Consider the following 18,854-nt stretch of genomic DNA (forward strand, 5'->3'; position numbering starts at 1 on the left):
GCGACATTCAGCTGGCGACAGCCGTGCGACGACGATCGGCGGCCTCGATGGCGAGCAGCGTCGACTCGAGCTGCTCCTCGGGAGCACCCGCCTGCTGACGCAGGAACAGGGCGCGCTTGAAGTCGGCGCGCGCGTCGGCGAAGTCCTCGGCCTCGTAGCTCACCTTCCCGCGGTGCTGGAAGGCGAACGCGGCCAGGGCGGCCCACCCTTGGCCCTCCGCCTCCTCGGCGCAGGTCGTCAGCTCCTGGTGCGCTGCCGCGAACGCCCCGCGGAACTGCAGCACGCTCGCGTGCAGGATCCGTGCGCGCAGCAGGTCTTTGCGCGTGCCGCCCATGCGGGCGACCCGCACCGACTGCTCGGACACGACGAGCGACTCGTCGAGGCGATCGAGCACCTTCAGCAGCCAGACCCGCTCGAGGAGCGCGGGGAGGCTCCGCTGGTCTCCCAGTTCGTCGAGGCGTTCCCGGCAGTCGACGGGGTCGACGATCTCCCGCAGGGTCTGCGGGTCGTATCCCTTGATGTAGCTCATCGGCAGCCCCCTCCTCCGTCCGGATCGCGCGGGCGTGCGGCGCGCCCGTCCAGTCTCACCCGACCGCCGCGGCGAGCCCGTGCGCACACGCCGCGCCGCCGGATTCTCAACGCTCGAAGACCGATGCGGCGGGCTTGGGGGATGCGGTGGCGTCGGCATCCGTCGCGACCTGCGCGCCCCGGGCGAACTCGTCGAGCTCGGCGCCCTGGGCCACCTTCGCCGGGTGGGGGCCCGCGGCCATCAGGCGCGGGAGCCACTCGACCGGAAGGGGCGACGGCGAGGCCGCGATGACGAGGTTTCCGAAGCGGCGCCCCTTGAGGGTCTGCACCTCCGCGAGGACGATCACCTCCGACAGCACCGCCCGCACCGTCGCGACCTCGCGGCGCGCGAAGGCGAGGCCGGCGCCGTCGGCCACGTTGACGAGCAGCACGCCGTCGGGAGCGAGCAGGCCCGCGAGGATGCGGAAGTACTCCACCGTCGTCAGGTGCGCGGGAGTCTGCGCCCCGGCGAAGACGTCGGACACGACGAGGTCGGCGGCGCCCTGCAGCCCGGCCGGCAGTCGGGCCGCGACGTCGCGGGCGTCGCCGATCCGCACCCGTATCTGCGCGCCGCGGGGGAGCGGCAGCTGCGCGCGGACGAGGTCGACGAGCGGCTGCTCCAGCTCGATCACCTGCTGGCGCGAGCCCGGCCGCGTGTGCTCGACGTAGCGGGGGAGGGTGAGGGCGCCCGCGCCGAGGTGGACGGCGGTGAGGGGCTGCCCCGGCATCCGGAGACGGTCGATGACCGCGCCCATCCGTGCCACGTACTCGAAGTGGAGGTGGCTGGGGTCGTCCAGGTCGACGTGCGACTGCGGCGTGCCGTCCACGTCGAGCTCGTACCCGCCCGCGAACCGGCTCGGCACGACGCGCGCGAGCGTGCCGTCGGACAGGCGCGCCTGCGGTCCGTCGTCCTCCACGCGTGCCCGGGCCATGCCCCCACGCTACCGGGCGTGCCGGGTCGGGAGCAGCGTGCACAACTCCGCCTCGACCTGCCCCATCACCTGCGAGAGCCTCGCCTTGCGACAAGGAGGAGGAGTTGTGCACGTCGGCCATGTGCGCCGCGCCGAGGACCCCGCGGGTACGCTCGGAGCGTGGCGGTCATCGATCTCAACGCCGATCTGGGCGAGACGGTCGACGGGGTGCCCACCGGCGACGACGACGCGATGTTCGCGGTGATCTCGAGCGCCTCGATCGCCTGCGGCGGCCACGCCGGCGACGCCGCCGCGATGCGCGCGGCGGTCGAACGCTCCACGGCGACGGAGGTCGCGATCGGCGCGCACCCGTCCTATCCCGACCGGGCCGGCTTCGGGCGGGCGCGGATCGCGATCGGCCCGGCCGACCTGCGGGCGAGCCTCGACGCGCAGCTGTCCGCCCTCGACGCCGCGGGCGCCGACATCCGCTACGTCAAGCCGCACGGCGCGCTCTATCACGCGGTCCGCGACGACGCTGCCCACGCCGCGGCGGTCGTCGGCGCCGTCGCCGCGCTGTCCGCCCGGCTCGGGCGCGCCGTCCCGATCCTCGGCCTCGACGGCCTCATCGCCGCCGAGGCGGCGCGCGCCGGGCTGCCCTTCCGCCGCGAGGCGTTCCTCGATCGCGGCTATCTGCCCGACGGCGCGCTCGTCCCGCGCGGAGCGCCCGGCGCCCTCCTCCGCGACCCGGGTCAGGTCGCCGACCGCGCCGTGCGGCTCGCGCGCGACGGCGTGGTCGAGGCCGTCGACGGCACCCTGCTCGACACCGGCGCGGTGTCGCTGTGCGTGCACGGCGACTCCCCGGGCGCGGTCGAGATGGCCCGCGCCGTACGGCGCGCCCTGGATGCCGCGGGCATCGCGGTCGCTGCGCCGTGGTGACCGACGCCGTCTCCGTCCGCCCGTTCGGCGACCGCGGCCTGCTCGTCGAGACGGATGGGCTCGAGCGCGTGCTCGCCCTCCACGCGCGGCTGTCGTCCGGGCGCATCGACGGGGTCGTCGACCTCGTCCCGGCCGCGCGGACGGTGCTGGTGGTCGTCGACCCCGCCGTGCTGCCGCTGACGGCGGCGCGAGCGTGGATCGCCGCGGCCGTCGCCGACGGGACGCCCGCGCCGGCGCGCACGCCCCGCACGGTCGAGATCCCGGTGGTCTACGACGGCGACGACCTCGCGGAGGCGGCATCCCTGCTCGCGATCCGCCCCGCCGAGCTGGTGCGCCGGCACGCCGCGGCGCGCTGGACGGTCGCCTTCACGGGCTTCGCGCCGGGTTTCGGCTATCTCGTGAGCCCCGACTGGCGGTTCGACGTGCCGCGACGTGCACGTCCGCGCCCCCGTGTTCCGGCCGGCGCGGTCGGCCTCGCCGGCGCGTTCTCCGGCGCGTACCCCCGCGCGACGCCCGGCGGGTGGCAGCTGATCGGCACGACCTCGGCGCCGCTGTTCGATCCGGATGCCGCGACACCCGCGCTCCTCCAGCCCGGCGATCTCGTCCGCTTCGTGCCCCTCCCCGCCGCCTCGGCGACGCCCGCCGTGTCCGCGAGACCGCGATTGCGCACCGAGACATCGCATGCCGAGCGTGGTCTCGGTGCGCCGATGGTTTCTCACGGGCGCGCGGCGGCGCCCGCGGGCGGACGAGCGGATGCGGCCGCGATCCGCGTCCTCGCGCCGGGGCTGCTCGCCACCGTGCAGGACCAGGGGCGGCCGGGCGCGCTCGCGGCGGGCGTCGCGGTCTCCGGAGCCGCCGACCGGGCGGCACTGCGGACGGCGAACCGGCTCGTCGGCACCGACGAGAACGCCGCCGGCATCGAGATCACGATGGGCGGGTTCCGCGCCGTACGCGAGGCCGCGGCATCCGACGACGTCTGGTTCGCGGTCGCCGGGGCGTGGGGTCCGGTCCTCCTGGACGGTCGCCCGGTCGACCCGTATGCTGCCCATCGCTGGCCGCCGGGCACGGAGCTGCGCGTCGACTGGTTCGATCACGGCGCGCGCGGCTACCTCGCCCTGCGCGGCGGCGTCGAGGCCCCGCGGCTGTGGGGCTCGCGCGCGACCGACACCCTCGCCGGTCTCGGGCCGTCGCCGCTGTCGGCGGACACGGCGCTCGTCGTCGGCGACGCCGTGGCGGGGCCCCTCCCCGCCGACGACCTGCGGCCGTGGAGCCCGCCCGGCGCCGACCTCGAGGTCGCGCTCGCCCCCGGCCCGCGCGCACACCTGGTCCGCACGCTCGCACCGCTCTACGACGCCGTGTGGACCGTGTCCGCACAGGCCGACCGCGTCGGCATCCGTCTGGACGGACCGGGGCTCGAGCGCACCGACACCGCCGAGATCCCGAGCGAGGGGATGCTCCCGGGGGCGATCCAGGTGCCCCCGGACGGGCGCCCCGTCATCCTCGGGCCCGACGGTCCGGTGACGGGCGGCTATCCCGTCGTCGCGGTCGTCACGGACGCCGACCGCGACGCGCTCGGCCAGGCGCGACCGGGCACCCGCATCCGCTTCCGCCACGCACGGACGGTCCTCTGAGGGGCTCCGCACGGTGCCGGGCGGACGCCGCGTCGCGCGTTTATACCGCAGCATCCGGCACGCGTCAAGAATCGACTGGACATGGCGCGTCGCCCGGACTATAGTGGGTAGTTGCGCTCCCTTCCCCCATGCCCTCATATGGTGGTCGGCTTGTGCCTGTGCGCCCCCGACATGTCGGGGTGTGTTGCGCAGGAGTGGAACGGAGCACTCCACCTGACGACAAGGAAACCAGCCCCTGCCCGGGCTCATGGAGGTAATCCCCTTGGCTGCTGCGCGCAACGCAACCAATTCCACCACCACCCCCAAGAACGGCCGCGGCGCATCGCGCCTGTCGTTCGCCAAGATCTCCGACACGCTGACGGTCCCCGACCTTCTCGCGCTGCAGACGGAGTCCTTCGACTGGCTCGTCGGCAACGACGCCTGGAAGGCTCGCGTCGCAGAGGCGAAGGAGACCGGTCGCACCGACGTGCCCGAGACCAGCGGCCTCGAGGAGATCTTCGAGGAGATCTCGCCGATCGAGGACCTCGGCGAGACGATGCAGCTGAGCTTCACGAACCCGTACCTGGAGCCGGAGAAGTACTCGATCGAGGAGTGCAAGGAGCGCGGCAAGACGTACGCCGCGCCGCTGTACGTCGAGGCCGAGTTCATGAACCACCTCACCGGTGAGATCAAGACCCAGACGGTCTTCATGGGCGACTTCCCCCTGCAGACCGGCAAGGGCACGTTCATCATCAACGGCACCGAGCGTGTCGTCGTCTCCCAGCTGGTCCGCAGCCCGGGCGTCTACTTCGACAAGACCCCCGACAAGACCAGCGACAAGGACATCGTCTCGGCGCGCGTCATCCCCAGCCGTGGCGCATGGCTCGAGTTCGAGATCGACAAGCGCGACCAGGTGGGCGTGCGCATCGACCGCAAGCGCAAGCAGTCCGTCACCGTCTTCCTCAAGGCCCTCGGCCTGTCGAGCGAGGACATCCTCGCCGAGTTCGCCGGCTACGAGTCGATCGCCGACACGCTGAGCAAGGACACGATCCTCACCAAGGAGGACGCGCTCCGCGACATCTACCGCAAGCTCCGTCCGGGCGAGCAGGTCGCCGCCGAGGCCGCGCGCGCGCTGCTGGACAACTTCTACTTCAACCCGAAGCGCTACGACCTGGCCAAGGTGGGTCGCTACAAGATCAACCAGAAGCTCGGCCTCGACAAGCCGCTGAGCGACTCGGTGCTCACCGTCGACGACATCGTCGCGACGATCAAGTACCTCGTCGCCCTCCACAACGGCGACACGACGATCCCGGGTGTCCGGGGCGGTCAGGCCGCGGAGATCCGTCTCGACGTCGACGACATCGACAACTTCGGCAACCGTCGCATCCGCGCCGTCGGCGAGCTCATCCAGAACCAGGTCCGCACGGGTCTGTCCCGCATGGAGCGCGTCGTCCGCGAGCGCATGACCACGCAGGACATCGAGGCCATCACGCCGCAGACCCTGATCAACGTGCGCCCCGTCGTCGCCGCGATCAAGGAGTTCTTCGGAACCTCGCAGCTGTCGCAGTTCATGGACCAGAACAACCCGCTCGCGGGTCTGACCCACAAGCGCCGCCTGTCGGCCCTGGGCCCCGGCGGTCTGTCGCGTGAGCGCGCCGGCGTCGAGGTCCGCGACGTCCACCCGTCGCACTACGGCCGCATGTGCCCGATCGAGACGCCGGAAGGCCCGAACATCGGTCTGATCGGCTCGCTCGCCTCGTTCGCCCGCATCAACGCGTTCGGCTTCATCGAGACGCCGTACCGCCGCGTGGTCGAGGGCAAGGTCACCGACCAGATCGACTACCTCACGGCATCCGAGGAGAACGACTACATCGTCGCGCAGGCGGGCGCCGAGCTCGCCGCCGACGGCTCGTTCGCCACCGAGCGCGTCCTCGCCCGCCGCGGCAAGGGCGGCGAGGTCGACCTGTTCCACGCCGACGAGATCGGCTACATGGACGTCTCGCCGCGCCAGATGGTGTCGGTCGGCACCTCGCTCATCCCGTTCCTCGAGCACGACGACGCCAACCGCGCCCTCATGGGTGCGAACATGCAGCGTCAGGCCGTGCCGCTGCTGCGCAGCGACTCGCCGTTCGTCGGGACCGGTATGGAGGGCTACGCCGCGATCGACGCCGGTGACGTCATCACCGCCGACAAGGCCGGTGTCGTCATGGAGGTCTCCGCCGACGTCGTCACCGTGCAGCTCGACGAGGGCGGCACGAAGGACTACTTCCTGCGCAAGTTCGACCGCTCCAACCAGGGCAACTCCTACAACCAGCGCGTCATCGTCTCGGCGGGCGACCGGGTCGAGGTCGGCGAGGTCATCGCCGACGGCCCCGCCACCGAGAACGGTGAGCTGGCGATCGGGAAGAACCTGCTCGTCGCGTTCATGACGTGGGAGGGTCACAACTTCGAGGACGCCATCATCCTCAGCCAGGACCTCGTCAAGAACGACACCCTCTCCTCGATCCACATCGAGGAGTACGAGGTGGATGCCCGCGACACCAAGCTCGGCAAGGAGGAGATCACCCGTGACCTCCCCAACGTCAGCCCCGACCTGCTGAAGGACCTCGACGAGCGCGGCATCGTCCGCATCGGCGCCGAGGTGCGTCCCGGCGACATCCTCGTCGGCAAGGTCACGCCCAAGGGCGAGACCGAGCTGAGCGCCGAGGAGCGCCTGCTGCGCGCGATCTTCAACGAGAAGAGCCGCGAAGTCCGTGACACCTCGCTGAAGGTGCCCCACGGCGAGCAGGGCACGATCATCGCCGTCAAGGAGTTCAACGCCGAGGACGGCGACGACGAGCTGGGCTCGGGCGTCAACCGTCGCGTCGTGGTCTACATCGCCCAGAAGCGCAAGATCACCGAGGGTGACAAGCTCGCCGGCCGTCACGGCAACAAGGGCGTCATCGCGAAGATCCTCCCCGTCGAGGACATGCCGTTCCTCGCGGACGGCACGCCGGTCGACGTCGTGCTCAACCCGCTCGGCATCCCGGGTCGAATGAACTTCGGCCAGGTGCTGGAGACCCACCTCGGGTGGATCGCCAAGCAGGGCTGGAAGGTCGAGGGCACCCCGGAGTGGGCCGTGCACCTGCCCGAGGAGGCCCGCGAGGCCGCTCCCGGCACGAAGGTCGCGACCCCGGTGTTCGACGGCGCGCACGAGGCGGAGATCGCGGGTCTGCTCGACTCGACGCTGCCCAACCGCGACGGCGAGCGTCTCATCGACAGCTCGGGCAAGACGACGCTGTTCGACGGCCGCTCCGGCGAGCCGTTCCCGGCGCCCATCTCGGTCGGCTACATGTACATCCTGAAGCTGCACCACCTCGTGGACGACAAGATCCACGCGCGTTCGACCGGCCCCTACTCGATGATCACCCAGCAGCCGCTCGGTGGTAAGGCGCAGTTCGGCGGTCAGCGCTTCGGTGAGATGGAGGTGTGGGCCCTCGAGGCCTACGGCGCCGCGTACGCGCTCCAGGAGCTCCTGACGATCAAGTCGGACGACATCGTCGGCCGCGTGAAGGTCTACGAGGCCATCGTCAAGGGCGAGAACATCCAGGAGCCCGGCATCCCCGAGTCGTTCAAGGTGCTCATGAAGGAGATGCAGTCGCTCTGCCTGAACGTCGAGGTCCTCTCGGCCGACGGCACCGCGGTGAACCTCCGTGACACGGATGACGAGGCCTTCCGCGCCGCGGAGGAGCTCGGCATCAACATCTCCAGCCGTTTCGAGTCCTCGTCCATCGACGAGATCTGACCCGGCCGTTACGAAACTTTCTGAGACACAGGAGAACCAGTGCTCGAGTCCACCACTTTCGATCAGCTTCGCATCGGCCTGGCCACCGCCGACGACATCCGTCGTTGGTCGTACGGCGAGGTCAAGAAGCCCGAGACCATCAACTACCGCACCCTGAAGCCCGAGAAGGACGGTCTGTTCGGCGAGCAGATCTTCGGACCTTCCCGCGACTGGGAGTGCGCCTGCGGCAAGTACAAGCGCGTCCGCTTCAAGGGCATCGTCTGCGAGCGCTGCGGCGTCGAGGTCACCAAGAGCTCGGTCCGCCGTGAGCGCATGGGCCACATCGAGCTCGCCGCCCCCGTCACCCACATCTGGTACTTCAAGGGCGTGCCCTCGCGCCTCGGATACCTGCTGGACATGGCGCCGAAGGACCTCGAGAAGGTCATCTACTTCGCCGCGTACATGGTGATCTCGGTCGACGAGGACGCCCGCCACCGCGACATGCCCACGCACGAGGCGAACCTCCGCCTCGAGATCAAGAACCTCGGCGACCGCCGCGACGCCCGTGTGGCGACGCGTCTGGCCAAGCTGGAGGAGGAGCTCGCGGCACTCGAGGCCGAGGGCGCCAAGGCCGACCAGAAGAAGAAGGTCAAGGACGCCGCCGAGAAGGAGATGGCGTCCATCCGCAAGAACGCGGACGACCAGGTCGCCAAGCTCGAGCGCATGTGGGACGAGTTCCGCGGCCTCGAGGTCGGCCAGCTCAAGCAGGAGGACGACGTCTTCCACGAGCTGCAGGACCGCTTCGGCCAGTACTTCGAGGCCTACATGGGCGCGGAGTCGATCCAGCGTCGCCTCCAGGCGTTCGACCTGGCCGCCGAGGCCGAGTCGCTGCACCTGCAGATCTCCGAGGGCAAGGGCCAGCGCAAGATCCGCGCGATCAAGCGCCTCAAGGTCGTCAACTCGTTCCTGCAGACCGGCATGAGCCCGGCCTCCATGGTGCTCGACGTCGTCCCGGTGATCCCGCCGGAGCTGCGTCCGATGGTCCAGCTCGACGGTGGCCGCTTCGCCACCAGCGACCTGAACGACCTGTACCGCCGCGTGATCAACCGCAACAACCGTCTCCGTCGCCTGATCGACCTCGGTGCCCCCGAGATCATCGTCAACAACGAGAAGCGGATGCTGCAGGAGGCCGTCGACGCGCTGTTCGACAACGGCCGCCGCGGTCGCCCCGTCACCGGCACCGGCAACCGTGCGCTGAAGTCGCTGTCCGACATGCTCAAGGGCAAGCAGGGCCGCTTCCGTCAGAACCTGCTCGGCAAGCGCGTGGACTACTCGGGCCGTTCGGTCATCATCGTCGGCCCGCAGCTCAAGCTCCACCAGTGCGGCCTGCCCAAGCAGATGGCGCTGGAGCTGTTCAAGCCGTTCGTGATCAAGCGCCTGATCGACCTCGGTCACTCGCAGAACATCAAGGCGGCCAAGCGTGCCGTCGAGCGCACGCGTCCCGAGGTCTGGGACGTGCTCGAGGAGATCATCCGCGAGCGTCCCGTGCTGCTCAACCGTGCGCCCACGCTGCACCGTCTCGGCATCCAGGCCTTCGAGCCTCAGCTCGTCGAGGGTAAGGCCATCCAGCTGCACCCGCTCGTCTGCGCCGCCTTCAACGCGGACTTCGACGGCGACCAGATGGCCGTGCACCTGCCGCTGTCGGTCGAGGCCCAGGCCGAGGCCCGCGTGCTGATGCTCGCGTCGAACAACATCCTCAAGCCGTCGGACGGCCGTCCGGTCACCCTGCCTTCGCAGGACATGATCATCGGCCTCCACCACCTGACCACGGTCAAGGAGGGCGCCGCGGGCGAGGGTCGCGTGTTCGGCTCGGTCGGCGAGGCGATCCTGGCGAAGGACGAGGGCACCCTCGACCTGCAGGCCAAGGTGCGCATCCGCATCCCCGGTCTGACCTTCCTCGAGGGCGAAGCCCCCGAGGGCTACGAGCGCCACGGTCTCGTGGACGCCTCGCTCGGTCAGGCGATCTTCAACGACACGCTCCCCAAGGGCTACCCGTTCGTGCGCGAGCAGGCCGACAAGGGCAAGCTGTCGCAGATCGTCAACAAGCTGGCCGAGGAGTACCCCAAGGTCGAGGTCGCGGCATCCCTGGACCGCATCAAGGACGCCGGCTTCTACTGGGCCACGCGCTCGGGTGTCACCGTCGCGCTCAGCGACATCCTGACCCCGCCGAACAAGGGCGAGATCATCGCCAAGTACGAGAAGCAGGCGCAGAAGGTCCAGGGCCAGTTCGAGAAGGGTCTCGTGACCGACGCCGAGCGTCGTCAGGAGCAGATCAAGATCTGGACCGAGGCGACCGACGAGGTGCAGGCGGCCATGAAGGCCAACTTCCCGGCCGACAACACCATCAACCGCATGGTGAGCTCGGGCGCCCGTGGTAACTGGCTGCAGATCCGTAACATCGCCGGTATCCGAGGCCTGGTCAACAACACCAAGGGTGAGATCATGCCCCGCCCGATCATCTCCTCGTACCGCGAGGGGCTGTCGGTCGCGGAGTACTTCACCGCGACGCACGGTGCCCGTAAGGGTCTGGCCGACACGGCGCTCCGTACGGCCGACTCGGGTTACCTGACGCGTCGTCTCGTGGACGTCTCGCAGGACGTCATCATCCGTGAGGACGACTGCGGCACCTCCAAGGGCCTCGAGTTCACGATCGCCGCTCCGGGTTCCGACGGCACGCTGGTGCGCGACGCGAACGTCGAGAACTCGGTGTTCGCCCGTACCCTCGCCGCCGACGTGGTCGCGCCCTCGGGCGAGATCGTCGCGGAGGCCGGGGACGACGTGGGCGACGTGCTCATCGACAAGCTCGTGGCCGCCGGCGTCGAGACCATCAAGGTCCGCTCGGTGCTCACGTGCGACTCGGCCGTCGGTGTCTGCGCGAAGTGCTACGGCCGTTCGCTCGCGACCGGCAAGCTCGTCGACATCGGTGAGGCCGTGGGCATCATCGCGGCGCAGTCGATCGGTGAGCCCGGCACGCAGCTGACGATGCGTACCTTCCACACCGGTGGTTCCGCGTCGGCCGACGACATCACGCAGGGTCTGCCCCGTGTGCAGGAGCTGTTCGAGGCGCGTACCCCCAAGGGTGCGTCCCCGATCGCCGAGGCCGACGGTGTCATCAAGATCGATGAGACCGACAAGGCCAAGAAGGTCATCCTGACGCCCGACAACGGCGACGAGCCGCACGTCTACCCCGTCCTGAAGCGCGCGACGCTTCTCGTCGAGGAGGGCCAGCGCGTCACGGTCGGTCAGCCGATCCTCGTCGGAACGCTCGACCCCAAGGAGGTCATGCGCGTGCAGGGTGCCCGCGAGGTGCAGAAGTACCTCGTCGGCGGCGTGCAGGGCGTGTACCGCTCGCAGGGTGTGCCGATCCACGACAAGCACATCGAGGTCATCGTGCGCCAGATGCTGCGGAAGGTCACCGTGGTCGACCACGGCGACACGACGCTGCTTCCGGGTGAGCTGGTCGACTTCAAGCGCTACCAGCAGATCAACCGCGAGGCCGTGGCCGAGGGCAAGCGCCCCGCGTCGGGCCGTCCGGAGCTGATGGGTATCACGAAGGCGTCGCTCGCGACGGAGTCGTGGCTGTCGGCGGCATCGTTCCAGGAGACCACCCGCGTCCTGACGCAGGCGGCCATGGAGGGCAAGAGCGACCCGCTCGTCGGCCTCAAGGAGAACGTCATCATCGGAAAGCTCATCCCCGCCGGCACCGGCCTTGCGAAGTACCGCAACGTCGTGGTCGAGGCGACGGAGGAGGCCAAGAGCGAGCGGTACCCCAACCGCATCTTCGCCTCGGACGGCGCGTACAGCGACGCCGACCTGAGCTATGTCGACTTCGACAGCTTCTCGACGGACGACTTCACGCCCGGCACCTACAACTGATCGCGAGCGAAGGGCCCCAGGACGCGTTCCTGGGGCCCTTCGCCGTTCCCGCGAGCCGCCACACCCCGGCCGAGCCGCCATCCCCCGGTACGTCCGGGCGATGGCGGCTCGCACGGATGTTGGCGGCTCGCGCACGGCGCGGCGGGTGACCCCCGCGCGGCGGGCTAGCCTGAGCACATGGCCCGGATCGGCGGCAGGAACGCCCTCTTCGCGTGGGTCGTCGGCATCGGATGCGCGGCGACCGTGGGTGCCTTGGCGTACCTCGCGATCCCGATGATCCCGGCATCCGTCTCGTGGGTCGGCGGCGCCGTCCAGGGGCCGGCCACCTCGAAACCGGTCGCGGCCGCCGACGACGAGGCGGCGGGCGTCCCCACCGACTGCGCCGGACTGTACGACGAGGCCCTCTGGGCCGCACTGCGCTTCACCCGGGGTGCGGTGCTCACCCCCTCGACCGACGCGCCGACCACGACGGCCGGCCAGCTCGTCACGGCGCTGCAGCCGCAGGTCACGTTCACCTGCTTCTGGCACGCCGACGCCGGCAGCGTCTCCACGACGCTCGCGACGGTGCCGACGGATGCCGGACCTCTCGTGGCCGCCGCGCTCCCCGCTGCGGGGTTCTCCTGCACGACGGAGAAGGAGCGCACCCGCTGCAGCCGGACCGACGGCGACCTCACCGAGACGATCGAGGCCGGCGGCGGGCTGTGGCTGTCCACGAGCGAGAACGCGTGGCATCCGTCGGACTACGTGACCCGCACCGCCAAGCGCGTCTGGGGATGACCGCCACCGCGTCGGCGTCGGGCTCGGCGTCCGGCTCGGCGTCGCTATGCTGAGCGGAAATGTCAGCGCGATAAAGGGCGAGGATCTCGGATGGGATTGGTGTTCGATCTCGCCGAGGCATTGAATCTCGGGTGGGGGGCGGCCACCGGCGAGGCCGCGACCTCGATCCGTGAGGCCCTCGCCGATCGCGCTTTCCGCCGTGCCGTCGTCGCGGACGTGGAGCGGTCGGCGGGGACCTCCTCCGCGGTGCTCACGACGAAAGTCGCGAAGCACCCCTCTTTCCTGGCGTGGCTCGGCGCCGGCGCGGCATCGCCCCTCGATGAGTATCTCGACGACGACACGCTGCGCGCGCTCGGGGTCCGCGATGCGGCCGACGCGAGTGTGATCGGCGCGGCGCTTCGTGAGAGTCTGCGCGCGAGTGCGATCCGTTTCGCCTCGTGGACCGAACGTCAGCTGCTCGCCGACGCGGCGGCGATGCAATCGTCGCTCGGTGTCATTCAGGAGCTGCTGACCGCGCACCTGCTCGCCTCCACGTCTCGCGCGTTCGCCAGTCACGGTCGATACACCGCACTGCTGCAGCGTCGCAGCGGCGGCCAGGTCGCCGGCGCCCACGAGTACATCGACCCCGCACCGGATCATCCGGCGCACCGCGAGAACATCTGGCGTCGACTCTCCTCGGAGGACGGCTGCGCCCTGCTCCTCAAAGGAGTGGGGGGCGCGGGAAAGACCCGGTTGCTGCTCGAGATCGCCGCTCGGGCGCATCGCACCGGCTGGCATGTCATCCATCTCCTGCACACGCCGTCGAGCACCGTCAGCGACCTCGAGGCCGTGGTCCTGGCCAGCACCGCGCCCGTACTCGTCCTGATCGACTATCCCAATGAGCTCGACGGGTTCGCGCTGCACGAGCTACGCGACCAGCTCCTGCCCGAGGCGCGCGATCACGGCATCCAGGTGTCGTTCCTCGCCGCGGCGCGCCCCGGCTGGCTCGCGACATCGCCCGACCTCGGCCCCTTCGAGATCGTGGCCATCGACAACAGCGAGCAGCATCAGCAACGTGTCTCCCACGCCATCGCGTTGTCCGTCGCCCCCACCGCGGCCGTTCAGCTGGGGGATGAAGAGTTCCGACGGCTCGTCGGGTCGCGTCCCATGATCGCGACCCTCATCGCCCGCCAGCTCGAGGCGCTAGCGCGGGACGCTCCTCTGCGCGCCAGCGAGACGTCCGCGATTCGCAGCGGTGATCTCGGTGACTGGCTGCGCCGGAGGTTCGCCGACGACGGCTACGCGGGCACACGGACCGCGCGACTGGCGGAGCGCAGAGAGTTGCCGCCCGCTCTCTGCGTCGCGGTGGCCCTCGTCGCCGCCACCCCCGCCTCGACGGATGTCGCGCTGCGCGGCGCGAGCGGGGTCTGCGAGGCCGTGGGCGAGCACGATCCGGATCTCTTCGCCCGACGCACGCTGGATCATCTGGTGACGGCGGGGTGGGTCGCCGTCGCCGACGGCCAAGTGGCCTCGATCCACGACACCGTGGTGGATCACCTGATGTCGGAGGTCGTCGAGAGCGACATCCAGAACGGGCGCCGCGAGTATGCGGGCGTGGTCTTCACCTCGGTGGCCGCTCACCTCCCCTCCGCGGCGAGCCTGCTCCTGCACCTCCAGCGCTACGCGACGGATGCCGCCACCTCCGGGCGTGCGACCCCGCAAGAGCGCTCCCTCTATCTGCGGGGCTGGGCGGAGGCGGCCTTTCCGGTCCTGCGGGCCGCCGTCCTCCAGACGAACGACGGCGAGCTTGCGGCCGTCATGCGCCTCCTTCTCGATCCTCGCTTGAGGACGGAGGATACCGCCGCGCTGGTCGGCGACTGCTGGCGCGAGTGGTGCCGGCTCCACGGCTCCGAAGAGACGGCGCAGAATGTGCTCGCGTCGCTCATCGGCAACGTCGAGTTCAGTCGACTCGAGTGGGTTCGGTCGGCTGTCGAGGAATGGCTCGCTCTCTACGGCACCCGGCCGTCGGCCCTCATGCTCATCGCCAGGATCGCCGGCACCGCGACGAGGCAGGACAGCGAGTGGGTCAGCTCTGTGATCGTCCCGTGGCTCAGCGCGAACGAGGCGGCTCCGCAGGCGCGTCGCGTCCTCGTGACGCTCGTCCAGTCCCCCGCGGCGGCTGGGATGCCCACCGTGCGCCAGAGCACCGCCAGGTGGCTCGAGGTCAACGGCGACGACGTCGATGCGCGTACGGTCCTGGCCGAGATCGTCGGTCACGCGCCGTTGTATCCCGCGGATGAACTTCAAGGGTGGGTCTCCTCCTGGCTGGCGCTCCACGGGCGCACACCGGAGGCTCGCGGCGTTCTCTCGAGACTGGTCGGTCAGAGTCTGCTCTGCACCGAAGAGTGGGTACGCGTCGCGGTCGAGTCGTGGTTGGAGGTCTGGGGCACGTCGAGAGAAGCCCGCAGCATCCTGGGCAATGTCATCGCGCAGAACCAGCTCCGCACGCAGCCGTGGGCACAGGCAGCCGTGTCCCGCTGGCTCGACGCCTACGGCGATTCCGCGGAGGCGCGCGTGATCATCACCCGCCTCATCGAGCAGCCCGACCTGCGCGAGAGGCAGTGGGTGCAGACCGCGCTGCGCACCTGGATCGACGCGCACGGCGACGACGCCGACACGCTCGACGTCCTGGCGCGAGTGATCGAGCAGGACGACTTCGCGTCCGCCGACTGGGTGCATTCCGATGCCCACCGGTGGCTTGACGCCCACGGAACGGAGAAGGGCGCCCGCGGCATCCTGCTTCGTCTGCTCGAGAACGACGACCTTCATGTCGTGCCCTGGGTCCACGACGCCATCCGACGGTGGCTCGACCACCACGGTGCGTCCGCCGATGCGCGCCCGCTGCTCGCTCGTGCCTGCCAACGGGAGGCGCTGCGCACCGCGCCGTGGGTCGAAGACGCCGTGCGCAGGTGGCTTCAGGACCACACGATGGATGCCGGCGCTCGAGAGCTCCTCGGAGCCCTGCTCTACGACGCCGACTACCGGCGCGCCGCCTGGGTGCTCGACCCCGTGCGGTCGTGGTTGCGGGTGCACGGGACTCGCCCGGAGGCCCGGTCGCTCTTGAAGCACCTGCTGTACTTCCCCGCACTGGGGGCGACGGACTGGGTCCAGGGCGCCGTGGACACGTGGATCGCCCACAACCCCCGCGACCGGGCGGCCACCGTGCTGATGCGGGAGGCGCGACGAAACCGTCACCGGGACGATCGGTGGGGCGCGCTCAGCGCGTGGGAGGGATGACGGCTACCGCGTCGGCGTCGGGCTCGGCGTCGGGGCGCTCGTCCGCGGCGGAGATCCCGCCGGCGGCCACAGCGCGTCGATGACCGCGTCGGTGTAGCCGGCGGGAGCGAGGTTGGAGTACTGCGTGTCGACGATGACGCCGTCGCGGTAGAACAGGGTGCGTCCCTCCTCCACGGCGAGCGTCGGCGACTGCCAGGTCTTCTCGCAGCGGATGCCGCCGTGCGGCTCGTAGCACGTGTAGCCGTCGTTGCCGAGGGCGTAGAGGGCGTCGCGTGCCTCACGATCGGGCGAGTAGCCGATGAGGGTCACGAGCCGCGTGGCGACCGCCCCGGGCTCACCCCAGACGCACACCCGGGTGCTGTCGGAGCGGATGCCGCCGCCCATCCCGTCCGCGTTCAGCGGTACTCCCTCGAGCTCCTTCAGCACCGTCGCCGTGAGGATGTCGCGGCATCCCTGCGGGAGGTCGGCGGGCAGCGCGGTCGTGGACGTCGAGGCGCCCATGGGGAACGCGGCGAGGGTCAGCGCGGGAGAGGGGGTCGCGGGGGCCGCGCTGGCCGTCGCGCCCGAGGTCGTGGCGCCGCCGTCCGGCACGCCGGCGCAGGCGCTGAGACCCGTGACCGCGAGCAGCGTGAGGCCGAGGGCGGCGAGGCGAGGGCGAACGGTCATGCGCTCACGATAGGCGGCCCACGGGCGCCGGGGGTCGAGACACGTCGGCATGGCTCCGCTCCGGCGCGCGGGGTGCGGGTTACGCTCGCTGTGCGGCGGCACACGTCCCGCGTGAGGAGCACACGCCATGAGCGACCCCAAGTACGGCGAACCGATCGAGGAGCCGACCCCGGTCGAGACCACGTCGGTGGACGACGCCGTCGCGAGCGCCCATGCCGGCCTCGCCGACGCGGAGGCCGCCTCTCGGGAGGCCGCGGTCGACGAGCCCGTCGTGGCGGCTGAGCCCGCGGACGCCGAGGTTCCCGCCGCGCCTGCCGCCCCGGTCGCGGACGCTCCCCGCGACGCCCCCGAGACCGTCGCCGCGGCCGAGACGGCGCCCGCCGCCCCGGTCTACGGCTCCTCGTACGCCGACGACCCGGTCGATGAGGCCTATGTGCCCGGTGCGTACTCCGGCGCCGCGGCGGAGACCGTCGTCGTCGCCGAGCCCGTCGCTCCCGTCGTGGCGCCGGCGCCGCAGCCGATCTTCGTCCAGGCCCCCGAGCCGCCGCGTCTGCGCGGCAACCGCGGTGCGGCCGGTGCGATCGGCCTCCTCGCCGCCGTCTCCTTCGGGGTGCTGTACCTCGGCGCGGCCCTCGGTCTGAAGGCCATCACGGGCGACGTCACGGGAGCCAACATCGGCACGGCGGCGCTCGCGGCCGTGCAGTCGTGGTGGCTGTGGGTGCCGGTGGTCGTCTTCTTCCTCGGGTTCTGGCTGCTGGGCGCGATCATCAACCGCGGCCGCTGGGGTCACTGGGTGGTCTTCGGTCTGCTCGTGGGCGTCGTGGCGTATGCCGGCCACCTGCTGGGGCAGCTGTTCCAGGCTCCGTTCTGGACGCTGACGGCGCGACAGGGTGCGGATCTCGTCCAGGGCCAGCTGCTGGCGCCGCTCGCGATCGTCGCCTTCGTGCTCGGCCGCGAGCTCACGATCTGGTTCGGCGCCTGGGTCGCCGCGCGCGGCAAGCGCGTGACGGAGCTGAACGACGAGGCGCAGCGCGAGTACGAGCGCACGCTCGAGGCGGGCCCGCGACTGCACCAGAGCTGATGTCGGGGTGGCGCGATCCCCGCGCCGGAGACGGCGGCGGCGTCGCGCCCCCGATCGCGACGGCGTTCGCCGTCGTGGGCTTCTTCGCGCTGCTGATCGCCGGGTTCGGCATGCTGAGCCTGTTCAGCGGCGCCGAGGTGCTCCCGGTGACAGGGCTCGGGCAGCTGCCCGGCGTGGGCGGTGCGGTGCTGGCGCTCGCGGCGTTCGCGTCGACGACGTGGCTCGCCGTCCGGCCGGCCCGACCGCGGTACGTCGCCGTCCTCACGGTCGTCGTCGCGACGTTCCTCGCGTATCTTCTCGGCGTGCTGGTCGGGGCGGTGCTCGGGGGCACGGATGCCGCGCGCACCGCGGCTGCGATCGGCGGGTTCGCGACCTCGTGGTTCGCCGTGGTCCTGGCATCCGCCGCCCTCGTGGCGGGCTGGGTCGCCGTCGCCCTCGTGCGCACCGGTGCCGATCGTCCGCGCTGGCCGTGGGAGGGCGACGAGGACTGAGCCCCGCGCGGCCGGCGACGCCGCGGGCACACCCTCGCGGCGTCCTCCGAGCGGGATCCGACAGCGCGTGCGGCGGATGCCGCGACGCAAATCCGCCGGGAACGGCCCGGAACCGCGACAATGGACCCGTGGAGCGGTCGATCGAGACCCAGGTCAGCCAGGCGGTGGACGCGTGGCTGCGCTGGCTGCCGCGCTGGGAGCCCTCCACGCACCGCGGCCGCGTCGCGCCGTGCCGGCGCTGTTTCGGATCGCCGGTGCTGTCGGCGGCGGGTCTCGGCGCCGACGTCCCGCACGGTGTGCAGCATGGGCTGTCGACCCGCATCAAGACCATCGTCGACCACGCGGTCGCGGATTACACGTCCCGCAACCTCCCGATGCTGCAGGCCGAGCTCGACCAGCAGGCGGCGCGCAACCGCGCCCGCAGCTACCGTCCCGCGGAGGGCTTGGACCCCGAGTTCGAGGGCCTGCCGATGGATCCCGATCCCGTTCCCGGGGCGCCCTTCCTGTTCACCATCGGCGGTCTCGCCGAGGAGGCGGACGCCGACATCCCCGCCCTTCCGCCCCTGAGCGACGAGGCGAAGGCCGCCCTGCGCCAGGAGGTGGGTCTCGCCGACGACTACGCCAACATGGTCGGTCGCGAGGTGTGCGCCGTGCTGCTGCACCACCGGCTGCGCATCCAGGCCGCGATCGCCGAATACGTCGAGCCGCAGATCACGGCGATGCTGGAGGAGCTCACGCGTTCGCTGGATGCCCCGTTCGACCCGCACGCCGACCCCGGCCTGCCCGACCTGTAGCTCCCCCCCGCCCCCCCGCGAGCCGCTATCCGTTCGCCGAACCGCT

12 protein-coding genes are annotated in these 18,854 nt (G+C 71.0%); 9 read left to right on the plus strand and 3 right to left on the minus strand.

The window, feature by feature from the left end:
- Positions 1-7: 7 nt before the first annotated feature.
- On the minus strand, positions 8-529 hold the full coding sequence (locus AC6CQV_RS00930) for a hypothetical protein (protein ID WP_060958389.1): 522 nt from the start codon (positions 527-529) through the stop codon (positions 8-10).
- 106 nt (positions 530-635) lie between these two features.
- Positions 636-1,499, minus strand: coding sequence for a spermidine synthase (locus AC6CQV_RS00935; RefSeq protein WP_191009087.1), 864 nt, complete (start codon positions 1,497-1,499; stop codon positions 636-638).
- Positions 1,500-1,658: 159 nt separating this feature from the next.
- On the opposite strand from AC6CQV_RS00935, the gene pxpA reads away from it, so the two are divergent.
- From pxpA to AC6CQV_RS00965, 6 genes are all read left to right on the plus strand, one after another.
- Positions 1,659-2,414, plus strand: a complete 756-nt coding sequence (pxpA, locus tag AC6CQV_RS00940; RefSeq protein ID WP_498260021.1) for a 5-oxoprolinase subunit PxpA — start codon at positions 1,659-1,661, stop codon at positions 2,412-2,414.
- Complete coding sequence (locus tag AC6CQV_RS00945; RefSeq protein ID WP_498260022.1) at positions 2,408-4,045, plus strand: 5-oxoprolinase subunit B/C family protein; 1,638 nt, start codon at positions 2,408-2,410, stop codon at positions 4,043-4,045. Before pxpA ends, AC6CQV_RS00945 begins: the two co-directional genes overlap by 7 nt.
- Before the next feature lie 262 nt (positions 4,046-4,307).
- Complete coding sequence (gene rpoB, locus AC6CQV_RS00950; RefSeq protein ID WP_101306901.1) at positions 4,308-7,808, plus strand: DNA-directed RNA polymerase subunit beta; 3,501 nt, start codon at positions 4,308-4,310, stop codon at positions 7,806-7,808.
- 39 nt (positions 7,809-7,847) lie between these two features.
- Positions 7,848-11,723 (plus strand): DNA-directed RNA polymerase subunit beta', encoded by a 3,876-nt coding sequence (gene rpoC / locus AC6CQV_RS00955; protein WP_498260023.1) that lies wholly within the window; start codon positions 7,848-7,850, stop codon positions 11,721-11,723.
- A 177-nt stretch (positions 11,724-11,900) separates the two neighbouring features.
- The gene (locus AC6CQV_RS00960) at positions 11,901-12,500 is read left to right on the plus strand and encodes a hypothetical protein (RefSeq protein WP_498260024.1); all 600 of its coding nucleotides are present in this window, start codon (positions 11,901-11,903) and stop codon (positions 12,498-12,500) included.
- Between the two features lie 90 nt (positions 12,501-12,590).
- Positions 12,591-15,776, plus strand: coding sequence for a hypothetical protein (locus tag AC6CQV_RS00965; RefSeq protein WP_498260025.1), 3,186 nt, complete (start codon positions 12,591-12,593; stop codon positions 15,774-15,776).
- A gap of 3 nt (positions 15,777-15,779) precedes the next feature.
- Here AC6CQV_RS00965 and AC6CQV_RS00970 read toward each other — a convergent pair whose 3' ends face one another.
- Positions 15,780-16,442 (minus strand): hypothetical protein, encoded by a 663-nt coding sequence (locus tag AC6CQV_RS00970; protein WP_060958396.1) that lies wholly within the window; start codon positions 16,440-16,442, stop codon positions 15,780-15,782.
- A gap of 127 nt (positions 16,443-16,569) precedes the next feature.
- Here AC6CQV_RS00970 and AC6CQV_RS00975 point away from each other — a divergent pair, with 127 nt between their 5' ends.
- From AC6CQV_RS00975 to AC6CQV_RS00985, 3 genes are all read left to right on the plus strand, one after another.
- Positions 16,570-17,523, plus strand: a complete 954-nt coding sequence (locus AC6CQV_RS00975) for an ABC transporter (RefSeq protein WP_498260026.1) — start codon at positions 16,570-16,572, stop codon at positions 17,521-17,523.
- Entirely contained in the window at positions 17,523-18,014 is a 492-nt protein-coding gene (locus tag AC6CQV_RS00980) for a DUF6121 family protein (protein ID WP_498260027.1), read from the plus strand. The genes AC6CQV_RS00975 and AC6CQV_RS00980 overlap by 1 nt, the downstream gene beginning before the upstream one ends.
- Positions 18,015-18,142: 128 nt before the next feature.
- Positions 18,143-18,808 (plus strand): spermidine/putrescine ABC transporter substrate-binding protein, encoded by a 666-nt coding sequence (locus AC6CQV_RS00985; RefSeq protein ID WP_498260028.1) that lies wholly within the window; start codon positions 18,143-18,145, stop codon positions 18,806-18,808.
- Positions 18,809-18,854 lie beyond the last annotated feature (46 nt).

The sequence above is a fragment of the Microbacterium sp. EG9 genome (assembly GCF_059759475.1).

Coding starts and splice junctions, on each gene's coding strand:
- AC6CQV_RS00930 (WP_060958389.1), bottom strand. CDS start 529: ATGAGCTACATCAAGGGATACGACCCGCAGACCCTGCGGGAGATCGTC.
- AC6CQV_RS00935 (WP_191009087.1), bottom strand. CDS start 1,499: ATGGCCCGGGCACGCGTGGAGGACGACGGACCGCAGGCGCGCCTGTCC.
- AC6CQV_RS00960 (WP_498260024.1), top strand. CDS start 11,901: ATGGCCCGGATCGGCGGCAGGAACGCCCTCTTCGCGTGGGTCGTCGGC.
- AC6CQV_RS00965 (WP_498260025.1), top strand. CDS start 12,591: ATGGGATTGGTGTTCGATCTCGCCGAGGCATTGAATCTCGGGTGGGGG.
- AC6CQV_RS00970 (WP_060958396.1), bottom strand. CDS start 16,442: ATGACCGTTCGCCCTCGCCTCGCCGCCCTCGGCCTCACGCTGCTCGCG.
- AC6CQV_RS00975 (WP_498260026.1), top strand. CDS start 16,570: ATGAGCGACCCCAAGTACGGCGAACCGATCGAGGAGCCGACCCCGGTC.
- AC6CQV_RS00980 (WP_498260027.1), top strand. CDS start 17,523: ATGTCGGGGTGGCGCGATCCCCGCGCCGGAGACGGCGGCGGCGTCGCG.